The sequence below is a fragment of the Paraburkholderia rhizosphaerae genome (assembly GCF_004366595.1).
GTDB lineage: Bacteria > Pseudomonadota > Gammaproteobacteria > Burkholderiales > Burkholderiaceae > Paraburkholderia > Paraburkholderia rhizosphaerae.
Map to the genome: position 1 here is coordinate 1 of NZ_SORE01000028.1, position 12,085 is coordinate 12,085.

At 61.6% G+C, this 12,085-nt stretch carries 3 protein-coding genes; 1 reads left to right on the forward strand and 2 read right to left on the reverse strand.

The window, feature by feature from the left end:
- Nucleotides 1-8,045: two-partner secretion domain-containing protein (locus BX592_RS27835; protein ID WP_134196511.1), on the reverse strand; the 8,045-nt coding region annotated here is incomplete at its 3' end.
- Nucleotides 8,042-9,880, reverse strand: coding sequence for a ShlB/FhaC/HecB family hemolysin secretion/activation protein (locus BX592_RS27840; protein WP_134196512.1), 1,839 nt, complete (start codon nucleotides 9,878-9,880; stop codon nucleotides 8,042-8,044). The genes BX592_RS27835 and BX592_RS27840, both read right to left, overlap by 4 nt.
- 910 nt (nucleotides 9,881-10,790) lie before the next feature.
- Between BX592_RS27840 and BX592_RS27845 the strand changes: the two genes are divergently transcribed.
- Entirely contained in the window at nucleotides 10,791-12,008 is a 1,218-nt protein-coding gene (locus BX592_RS27845; protein WP_134196513.1) for a TIGR03118 family protein, read from the forward strand.
- The last annotated feature ends 77 nt before the right edge of the window (nucleotides 12,009-12,085 follow it).

Consider the following 12,085-nt stretch of genomic DNA (forward strand, 5'->3'; position numbering starts at 1 on the left):
AGACCGTCCAGGATCGCCTGGTCGCTGCTCGAGATCACCGCGCCCTTCAGATCCGTGTTGCCCTTCACATTGATCTGGAAGCCACCATCGCCAGCGTGAATGCCCGACTGCTCCGTCACGCTCGCGTAGTCGCTGTTCATCTTCTCCTGGCTGAAGTTCGCCGCCGCGCTCGACCCGGCGCCATAGCAGATCGGCGGCACACAGACACTGATCGACACCCCGCCGCTCACCTGCTTCGAGTCATAGTGGCTCACGTCCTGCAGGCTTGCGATGTTCAGGTCTCCACCCACATTCGCGACCACGTGCTGTGCATCGGCCACCGCGCCGATCAGGTTCGTATCGCCACCCGACTGCAATGTCAGCGTGTTCCCCGCCGAAACATGCGTGTTCGTCCACGTCGTGTCGCTGCCATTACCGTTACCCTTGGTGCCCGACACACCCAGCTGGAACGAAAAACCGTTCTGCTGTCCAACGCCGAACGTCACGCCGACACTTGCGCTCGACCCGCTATTCGTGCTCGACACGCTATCGGTGTTTTGCGCCGCATGAAGGTTGATATCGCCCGCAGCAATCAGCGTCGTGTTATTGCCCGCCGACAGAGTGCTGCCGATCACGTTGATATCGCTGTCGGCTCCCCCACCCGCGGCCGCAATCGTCAGGTTATGCCCGGCAGTGACCGAACTGCCAACTGCGGTGCTCGATGTCGCGTTCGAATTGCTATTGCTATGACTCGTGCCGAGCGACACACTAATGCCGATGCCACCCACAGCCGACGGATTCGCCGCGACCGCATCAATCGCATTCTTCACCGCCAGCCCGGTCGTCGCCGCCGCAAGCGCATCCAGCCGCGCGTCACCATTGGTGTGTTTCACATCCTGCCGCATCTGGTTCGCGGTCATCGCAGCAGCAATCACCGGGTTGCTAATACCCGCAGTAATCGCAGTCTGACTAAACGACTGCTGCTCGCTCTGGCTGAACGTGTTGATCGCCGAGTCGATCGTCACCGTCCTGCCGGCCAGCCCCATATCATTCGCCGCATACAGAACCGCGTCCGTCGCATGCAGATCGTTACCGGCCACCACGGTCAGATTGCCGTTCACCGAACCGATCATGCTGCTGTTGTTGGTTACCTGAGTAATCTGCTGCGCGTCGGTCGTCTTGCGCACACCGATGCTGTAACCCTGTAGCCCGCCGTCCAGCTGGTTCAACGCGGTCAGCCCTGACAGGAAGCCCCATTCCTTCTTGCTGTAGTCGGTCTGCGTGCTTTGCGTATCCTGCGACGTCGTGATGGTCACGTCATGCGCTGCCTTCAGCGTCACGTCGTTGGTGCCGACGATATTGCTGCCGATCACGTTGATATCGTTGCCGCTGACGATCTTGACGCTATCGGCCGAAACCATGCTGCCCTGATTCAGCGTCATCGTCTGATCGGTGCTGCTCGACACCTTCGTGCCGCTCACAATCTCGCTGTGGCTGTGCGTTTCGTGCGCATTGAACTCGTGCGTTTCGGTCGCCGCGCCGATCGTCACGTTGCCGGTCGCCACCAGATTCGCACTGCCCTTATCGAGACTGATGCCGCTACCGCTAAGCGTGATGTCTTTACCCGAAACGAGATTCAGCGTATCGCCGCTCTCCAGCATCGTGCCGGTCAGCGTCTGATCCGACCTGTGCAGTGTCTCCGCATAGCTGCGCGTGCCTTCGTCGCCTGCGCTGCTGCTGTTGATGGTGGACGTCGCGCTCGCCGTGCCGAGCGTGACATTCCCCTTCGCCGCAATCGTGCCGCCCTGACCCAGATTGATATCCGCGCCGGCCGCCGTCAGGTCACCGTTAATCGCGATATTCGACAGCCCGCCGACCTTCACCGAACTGCCGGTCACCTGGTTCATATCGGTATCGGACACACCGTTCGCACGTTCAACGACCTTGTGCTCACCGGTCTGCTGCACCCCGAGATTCCAGTCCCCGCCGATGCTCATCCCGAGCGCGCCGCCCACATTCAGATTGCCCGCGTGCTGCTCAAGGTCGCCGCCCGTCACGATCACCGCATTGCCTGTCACGTTGATGCTGGCCGTCGGCCCTAGCGTCGTCGTCACACGCGTCGCTCCGGTATCACTAACCTGGCTAAGCGTCTTCACCGCCGTATCCAGAATCAGATCCCCGCCTGTCTGCAACGCGAGCGTGCCGGCATTCAACGTCGCCGACGTCAGGTTGATATCCCCCGCCGACACCAGCGTCATCGGTCCGCCAGCCTGCAACGTACCAAACGAACTATCGATACTCTGCGCACCGATCGAAAAGCTGTTCGTCGCGATGATCGTGCCGCTGTTAGTCACCGTCTTCGCGTTCTGCAGATCGATGTTCGTCGCCGCGATCACCGGCCCGTTGCCCATATTCTGCTGGCTCGCCTGCGCCAGATAGACGACCGGCACCAGCACCGTCTGACCATCGATCACCTCGCTCTGCATGATCACGACGTTGCTGGTCAACTGCGCGACCTGTTCCGCGGAAAGCCCCGTACCCGGCGCGAGATTGAGCGACTGCGCGAGCTGGGCACCGGAGGTCATCAGCGCCTTGTACTCATCCTGTGCATTCGCGTAATTCGTCAGCACGGACTTCCCGGTCATCGACATGATCTGGTCTTGCACGAGCTTCTGCTCGTAGAACCCGTCGCCCAGGCGCAACTGGATCTGCCCGGGGTTCATGCCCATCTGCTGGAAGTAGTAGTCGCTCGACAGCCACTGCTGCTGGCTCGTGAACGCCGGGTTCGTCTCGACGAGGTACGGCGCATTCGGCGCGCTATTGACGCTGAACAGCCCGCCACGCGGCAACGTGATATTGCTCAGCACCGACACAGCCGTCGCGGCTGCGATAACCGGATTGTTGAAGTTCGCAAGACTGCTGCTCGCGATATGGCCGCCTTGCACCGCGGCCGTTCCCGCAGTCACGCCGCCAACCGCGCTGATGGTCCCGCTCACGGCACCCGCGCCGGTGCCCGACACGCTTTGACCTGGCGGCAGTCCGAGCGGGGTTACCGACGCGTTGCCGGCCGTGTTGTTGATCGTCACGCCGTTGCCGCTTATCGTCCCGCTTGCGGTAAGCGAAGATTCATACGCGGGCAGTGCGTACGTGCGAATGTCGGCCGGCGCGGCTTGCGAATACCCACCCGGATGGTTGCCGATAAACGGCGCATCGCCGAACGGCAACTGCCAGTTATGCTCGCTGTTGTCGTAGTTGTTGTAGTGATACTGGCCCGAGTACGTGACCTGCACCTGCGGCGCGCTCTGGCCTTGCCAGCTGTTCTGGTCGAGCACGACCGGCAACGCGATGTTGCCGGCCGCAGTGACCTGGCTCCAGTAGTTCTGGAACAGGCCGACCGTCCCCAGGTTCATGTTGCGGCCAGCGATAATCTGCGATTCGGGGCTGACGGTCGTCACCGTATTGGCAACCGCCACACCGTCGTAAGTCGTGTATTGGTACCCGCTGTTCCACTGGCCGCCGTGCGGCGGTTCGGTGTACGCGCCGCCTATCATCGTCGGATCGCCGCCGTTGAGCCAGCCGACGTTCTGACCGCTACAGGCCTCCATATGCACGGCAACACAACCATGCAGGCTGATGCCGAGACTCTCCAACAGGTTCGGATCGATCGATGACGTGAAGCCCGACGTCGCCATCGCACGCCGCGTGTTGGTCACCTGATTCGCGGCAATCTGCATATCGCCGCCCGACTGGATCAGGCCAGACTGGTTGCGGACCAGATTCGCGTTGATGTAATTCCCGTTCGCGTCCTTGCCGCCCGCGAGGACCACCTGGCCGAGACCATAGATCGCGGTCATCGCCGGCGCGTCGGTGGCGGTCGTGTCGTCGCGGTTCTCGATATCCGCTGACAGCAGTTCAAGCTTGCCCGCGCTATCGGTCGCGCCGATCAGCGCGCTCGTGCCGAGATTCGACAAGGTTTGTGCGGCACTCAGCGACACGCTGCCGCCGACAATCGTCCCCGTGTTGGTCAGCGTATTCGAACGCGTGCTGAGCAGACCACCCGCCGCGAGCGTACCGGAGTTCGTGATGTCGCCCGCGTTGACGGTCAGGCCGTTCACCGCGACGAATCCCCCCGCGTTGCTAAACGTGCCCGGCAACGTGAACGTGAGGTTGTGGCCGGCAGTAAAGCTGTAGTTCGGGTCGGTCGCGAAGCTCCCTTGCAGGTTCAGCGTGAGGTCGTTGACCGCACTGTACCGGCCGCCGCCCACCAGCGTGTTCGCCGACACCGACAGATTGCGCGACGCATTCATCTGGCCGTTCGTTACCCGCAGCGTGCCGGTTGTAATACCGACATCGCCTGCTGTGTTCGCCACGTTGCCGATTGCGCCGCCGCTGTTGTCCAGATTGCCCGCATTGATCTGCAGGTTCGCGCCGCTCAGTTGCCCGCCCTGCGTGTTCGATACCGATGACGCGGTCACCGTGACATTGCCATTGCCGCTGATCGAGCCCATGCCCGACACGCCGCCCGCATTGCTGTTGACGATCTGGCTGCCGCCGCTAACCGTCGTCGCGCCGGTTCCGACGTTGGTGATCGAGCCGCCCGAGTTGTCGATCGACGCGGCCGTCAGGTTCAGCGTGCTGCCGGTGACCGCCCCGCCCGCGCCGATCACACCGCCTGCATTGAGCAATGCGCCGCTGCTTGAAAGCGTCAACGCGGTACCGGACGACAGCCGCCCGCCTGTGTTGTTCAACACCGCCTGAGCAATCGCGGACAGCGCGCCCTGCGCAGCAAGCGTACCGCCCGTGTTGTTGAGGCTGCCGACCCGCACCGACGCCTGTCCGTTGCTTACGATGCGTCCACCCACGTTGGTGAGCGATCCCGCTCCATTGCCCGGACTGATCGTCAACGTACCGGTGCCGGCATGGGTGATCGTGCCGCCGTTGTTGTTGATCGACGCGGATGCGAGACTCAGGTCCGTGCTGTTCGTCTGGATCACGCCGCCATTCGAGTTGTCGAGCGTGTTGCTGACGTCGAGACTCACCGCGCCGGAGCCGAGCTGGGTCAGCGACCCGCGCGCGTTGGTCAGGTTCGCCGCAGTCACCGCAAGCCGATCGGCGATGATCCGGCCATTGCTGTTGTCGAGTTGCGCAGCCGTTACCGATACGGTGTTGCCGCTAACCGTTCCGCCTGCATTCTTGAGTGAAGCGGAACGGGTTGTCACGGTTTGCGCGCTGAGCGTGCCGCCGCTGTTGTCGAGCGCCCCCGTGACAGTCGTGTCAAGTTTCTTTCCCGCACTCACCGTGCCGCCGTTCACAAGCGACGCGGCCTGTACCGATGCATCGCCGGCCGCCGCAATCGTGCCGCTAGTGTTGGTCACTACACCGCCATTGGAAAGGCTCATATCGCCGTTCGATGCCAGTTGACCGCGCGTGTTGTTCAACGCACCTGCGATGTTCGCGACCAGTCCAGTCTGACCGCCGATCGTACCGCCAGAGTTATCGACACTCCCCGCGGACAACGCAGTCTCTCCGTTACTGACGATCGAGCCGCCCACGTTTGTGACTGCGCCGGAGCCGTCAGCGGCATCGATCGTCAACGTGCCGGTGCCCGCATGCGTGATCGCGCCGCCATTGTTGTTCAGCACAGCTGGCGCGAGCGTCAGGTTCGTGCTGTTAGTCTGGATCACGCCGCCATTCGAATTGTCGAGCGTCCCGCTGACGCCCAGCCCGATTGCACCCGTTCCGAGCTGCGTCAACTTGCCGTGCTGGTTGGTCAGATTCGACGCGTTCACGGTGAGCTGATTGGCCGTGATCTGCCCGCCGCTGTTGTCGAACTGCGGCACGGTCATCGAAACGGTATTGGCGCTGATAGCCCCATTCGCGTTCCTGAGCGACGCCGCACTGGCCGCGAGCGTGGCACCGCTCAGCGTGCCGCTGCTGTTGTCGAGTGTGCCCGACGCCGTCACGGAAAGATTCTGCGCAGCGGTGACAGTCCCGCTGTTCGTCAACGACGCCGCTTTGATCGTCGCGTTGCCGTTACCGCCGATCACGCCACCCGTCGCCGCCTGTGCGGTGGTGCCCGCCGCGTTCGTGACCTGGCCGCTCGCCGACAGCGTCAGACCGTCGGCATTCTCCGACACGATGCGCCCCGCTGCGTTCTGCACATTCGCCGCCGACACGTTGACCGCGCCAGCTGCTTCGAGTTGCCCCGCGCTATTGTCGATATCGCCGACAGACACAACGTTGATCGACCTCGCGGACGTGATCGCACCAGCATTGTTTTTGAGGCTGGCACTCGCCACCGTCACCGCACTATTCGTGGACATGGTGCCGCGGCTGTTGTCGAACACGCCCGTCTGGACGTTGAACGAACCGTTGCCGGCCTGGATGATCTTGCCGTTCGCATTGGTCAGACTGGCGGACCGGATCGCGACGTTCTGCGCGTTCGTTGTGACTGTGCCCGCGGTATTGTCGACAGCGCCCGATGCGGCAACGCTCATGTCGCCCGCTCCTGTCTGCGACAACGTGCCGCCACGATTGGAGACGCTGCCCGCCGTCACATTCAGTTGCGCGGCGCTCACCTGGCCCTGGTCGTTTGAAAACGCACCAGCCGCGTTGACAGTAAGACTGCCGCCGGCCTGCAGCGCGCCGCCTGTATGCACGATGTTGCCGGTGTCGCCAGCGGCGCCCGTCGCGGTCAGCGATACATTGCCTTTGGTCAGCGTCTGCGCGGCTGCCATGTTCAGGCTGCTGCCCGACATCGCGAGATTGCCGCCCGCTATCTGCTGACCTGTCGTGCTGACCGATCCAGAGCCCGCTACCGCGAGACTGCCGGACCCGGCGATGTTGCCGTTCGCATCGACGCCCGCGCCGAGCGCGCCCGTCGAATTCACGCTTGCGCCCGTGATCGTTACATTGCCAAGCGCCGCGACGGTGCCGCTGTTTGTGATCTGGCCTTGGCTGCTGAGCGTGGTGTCCTGCGTCGCGTAGACGGAGCCACTGTTCGACACGTCGCCGGAACCCGCGATCGTCACGTTGCCGGTTGCGCTCGTGGTGCCCGACAAGGTCACCTTGCCCTGGCTGCTAAGCTGAACGTCGCCTGCTTGCGACGCAAGGGTGCCGGCGCTATTTACACCAACGCCTGTCTCGGTACCCACAAGCCGGATCTTGCCGGCGTACATGCCGCCCAACTGCGCGACGTCGATCGCGACACCCGGGCTGCTGCCATCCGCCCCAAGCGATTGCGCGCTCAAATCGTCATGACGAACGTCATTGTTGCCCGCCACCACATTCAGCGACTGCCCAGCCCACACCTTGCCGTTGATCGCGACACTGCGAGCGATCAGGTCAACCTGGTCGACATTGCTGCCGTTCAGGCCCGCCGCGCCGATCTGGATCTGACCGCCCGTCACGTGAAACGCATCCAGGCTACCGGTTCCGCCGAACACCGGCGTACCCGTCGTCAAAACGCCGCGGCTCGTATTGATGAAGCCGCAACCATTGCAGTAGATGCCAGCCGGATTTGCGATTACCACTTCGGCTCGCTGGCCGGCCACTTCGGTAAACCCGAGCAACTGGCTCGGGCTTCCGCCTACCACCTGGTTGACGATCACGCGCGCACTACCGGCCGCGAGATTCGGGTTGCCGGCCACGTAACCGGCTTGCTGCGTGAGCGCGTTCCCTTGGGAATTATTCAGGATCAGGCCTTGCGGGCTCACGTTGTACTGCGTATACCCGTTGTTTGACACGCCTGCCGAATTTGGCGTCGCGATCTGGACAATCGGCAATCCGTTCGCCGTTACACCGACAATCGGTTTGCTGCCGCTACCCGGTGCCGCCACGACTTGTGCGTCGACCTGCATCGGTTGCATGCCGAGTACACACAACGCAGCGAACGCGATATGCCGCATCGACAACATGTCGACCAGGCCCCAGCGCGCAACGGGAATGGCCGTCCCGCGCGCGGTGCTAACCGCGCGGCCCCGACTGTTGGCTGTGGCGGTTTCTTGCACCGCCGTCCACAAGCCACGAGCCGCATTGAAAATGACGCGATAGGTATTCTTGTTCATAGCAGGAAACTCACGCTGAAGCCCGCCACTGGCCAGTGGTTCGGGAAACCGGCGGGCTGGTACAACGGACCGCCAATAAAGACGTCGTAACTGACGTGCTGGAATGCGCCGCCGCGCACGCCGACCACCGCGCCGGCGAGACGCCGGCCAAGCAGGTTGGTCGCTGACGGACCGAAGACTTCACCGGCGTCGATGCCGACATACAACGCCAGCCCCAAACGCGAAATCGGCATCTCGAGGTCGTTGCGCATAAACACGCCTTTCTCGGCGGCCAGCATCGTGTTGCCGTCGAAGCCACGAACCGTGTAGCGGCTGCCGATCGAGATGTACTCGGTGGGAAACAGGACGTCCGGCGTGTTCTGCGCGCGCACGGTGCCCGTATAGCGGAATGGAAAACCGGCGATTGCGAACGGCACGCTCAACGTCGCGTCGAGCGTTTCCATCTGGTAGTAGGACGTCGGCGCGCCTTGGGCCACGCCCGGCAAGTCGGGCTGCGCGCCGAACCACGGCACGCCCCAGCGATACGCGATCGTGCTGTCGAATTGCGCGGCGCCGAAGTAATGCTTGTGTTCCCAGCCGATTTCCGCGTACGTGTTGTCGCGGTGCTGGACGCCGATTTCCGTGCCGTCGATAAACGCTTCGCTGTAGCGCTTGCCGACGCGGAATTCGAGCATGTTCTTCTGCACCTGATTGCGGAAGAACTGGTACTCGGTCTTGACGTCGAAGGTTTCCGAGTTGCCGCTTGACACGAGTGTCGAGAACGCGCCCGCGATCTGCTGGTGATAGTCGTACTGGCTGGCCGTCGCGGTGAACGTCCAGTTTCCCCACGGAATCGAGTAGTACGCGCTGCTGCCGTGCGTGCCGTAGCGGTTTGTATGGCCATTGAGGTCGTGGTTGTAGCCGATGTTCAACAGGTCGGATAAACCGAGCGGATTGTCGATGGTCAGACTCACGTTGCCCTGCAACTGGCCGGTCGACTTAAGCCCGCTGTCGTCGACGCCCAGCGCGAGCGACCACGGTTTTTGCCGCTTGACGGCGATCACGACGTCGCTTTCTCCGGTCGATGGGCCCGGCACGATCTGCATATCGACGTCCTGATTCGGCACGCGCTTCATCTGCTCGAGGCCCTGCTCGAGATTGCGCAGATTCAGCAGATCGCCCGCGCGTGTCGGAAACGCGTTGCGCCATGTACCGTATGTCGACGCGTCGGCAAAGCGGATATCGCTGATCACACCGGGAATCAGTTCAAGCTTTAGCCTGCCCGTCGACAGGTCCTGCGATGGGATCACCACGCGTGTGGTCGAGTAACCCCGCTCAATGATGCGCGCCATCACGCGATGGACGATCAGGTTGAGTCCTTCACGCCCGACGCATTGACCGCGATAGCGTTGCAGGTAGTCGCTGGCGAACGTCAGTTCACCTGGGAACAGCGGGTTCGGCGACAGTGCGCGTGCGCCCGCGGCCTTCACGATTTCGCTCAGGCCAGATGGGACTTCCAGCGTCAATTCATCGATGTTGAAACACGGCGTTTCGGCAGGCACTTTGCCGTCGTCGATTTCTGCACGTGCGGTGGGTTGCAGTTCGACGTTGGGCGCCTGCAGCGTGCGTTCGCGCTCGATCGCCTGCTCCTGCGCACGGCGACGCTGCTCCTGCTCGCCGAGCGTGTCCGGCACTTGCGCGTGCGCGATGTGCGCGCATGATGCGGCGAAGAGCACGCCGCAAAGGCGGGCCAGTTGGAGTCGTTTCGGCTGCGATGCAGACGCCGCGGAATTCGCATTCGCCACGCGCGTGCGCCCGCCGGGTCGGGCGATCCGACCGGAAGTGTCGTTCTTCATTGCGCGGAGCTACTGTGGCGTTCGTTGCCGTGCGACCGATCGCGTGGCGGTCAGCGCGCGACATCCGCAGTCCGCAGCGGTCTTGCGCCGTGTGGTCTTCACGACGCCTGCCGTTTCACTCTGATTCTGTTTGCCGGTTGCCGTGACAGTTATGTCGACAGCGCCCGGCATTCCCCGGAATCGGCTCAATACAAGCCGGTATACATACCCGTTCATTCTTATTCATTTGACGATATGAAAGCGGGCGTAATCTAACAGAAATGATTTATGACGAGTGTCAAAATGGGTAAAGCCGATGTGAGCAAACAACAAACTATGCGACACGCATGGTTTGCAGGAGGGAATTCACATTTCGACACGATTTGCGGGGCCAGATTTTTGCGTAAATTCAATGACATTCAATCGATTCTGCAAATGTTATTCGTCAAACCGCTTCAAAGAAATTCAAGTTCGACTTCAAACGGTCGTTAATACGCAATCCGCGTTTGTCAGTAACCGTACTGTCTCAGGATCGTCGGTGCGCCTAAATCCTTACAAAATGCATCGCGCAACCCGTTAAGCCGATATTCGCACTCCGCGCGTCCTTATCGGACAAAATCAAAAAAAGCATTCAAATGACGCTTGCGTAAAAGCTCACATCTCCGATGAGTCTTTCGCAAAGAATGACTGCCTCTTCGGGGCCGAAAGGATTTCGTCCGCCGGCGTTTGCTCAAATACGCGACGGTTTCCCGGATGATCGACATGTGAATGCAATGGTTTCCTAAGCATGTTCATAGGTCGACGCCGTCTCGAGAATAACGAGTCTTTCAGAACAACCACACGCTGCGTGCGCGTGCGAAGGCATTGGCTGCCACCGCGGCGCACATCGTTCAGCTTCGTTCCTTGAATCCCCCCAAACGCGGAGTGACAAATGAAAGCGAAGGTAAAGCTCTTAAGCGCGGTATCGGTGTGTGTGTCGATGTGGACAGGAAGTGCGTGGGCGCAAAGCTATACGCAAGCGAACCTGGTGTCGAACAATGCGGGCGCGGCAAATTCTGTCGATACGCAGCTTGGCGGTCCGATGGGTATGTCGCGATTGTCCAGTTCGGAATGGTGGGTGTCGGATTCGCAGACGGGCGTTAGCACGCTGTACATCGGCGACGGTACAAAGAATGCGCTGGTCGTGACGATTCCGGCGGCGCGCGCTTCGCAATCGGGCGCGGCGGCGACAGGAACGCCGACGGGCACGATCGACAACAATAGTCCGACGGACTTCCTGGTACAGGGCAAACCGTCGATATTCCTGTTCTGCACACTGGACGGCGCAATTGCCGGATGGAATCCGGCGGTCGGCGCGGTGACAGGCCCGACGCCGGCCTCGAACCACGCGGAAATTGTCGCGACCGGTCAGCCGGGCTCGATCTATACCGGCATGGCCAGCGCGTTTCTGAATGGCAAGCGCTTTCTGTATGCGGCGAATTTCGGTCGCAACGGTATCGATGTCTTCGATTCGACGTTTCGCGCGGTGAGATTGCCGCAAGGCGATGCCGGGCCGTTGCGCTTCGACAGCAATCACTTCTATGCCGATAACGCGGCGTTCCAGGATGAGCGTCTACCGGCCGGTTATTCGCCGTACAACATTCAGGCCATCGGCAACGATCTGGTTGTGACGTATGCGTATCATCCGGATCGCCGAAGCACGAGTCCGGTGGCGGGTCCTGGGTTGGGTTATGTCGATGTGTTTTCTTCGGCGGGCATTTTGCTCGCGCGTCTGGAGCATGGCGAGTTTATGAATGCGCCTTATGGGGTTGCGCTGGCGCCGCTGGATTTTGGCGCGTTCAGTCATGACCTGCTCGTCGCTCAGTCGGGGGATCAGAATGGGCAGTCGGGTGGGGTCGTCGCAGCGTTCGATATGGTCACCGGGAAGTTTGATGGCCTCATGAAGGATGGCAGCGGGAAGACGCTGGTGATTCCGGGGTTGCGTGGTATCGCGCCGGGAAATACATCGCCGGCTAATCTGGATGCGGCAGGTGCGCCGGCTGCGGAGCTCTATTTCACGGCGTTTACTGGACAGGCTGCGGGTGGGAATGCGTTGTTCGGATTTCTTGCGCCTGTTGCCGCGGATCTGATCAAGGGGAATGACCAGTAAGTGTGGGCTTGTAGACCGCGATGGGGTTTGCTGAATCCGGCGGACACGCGGATGCCATCGTGGTTTATGAGCACCTG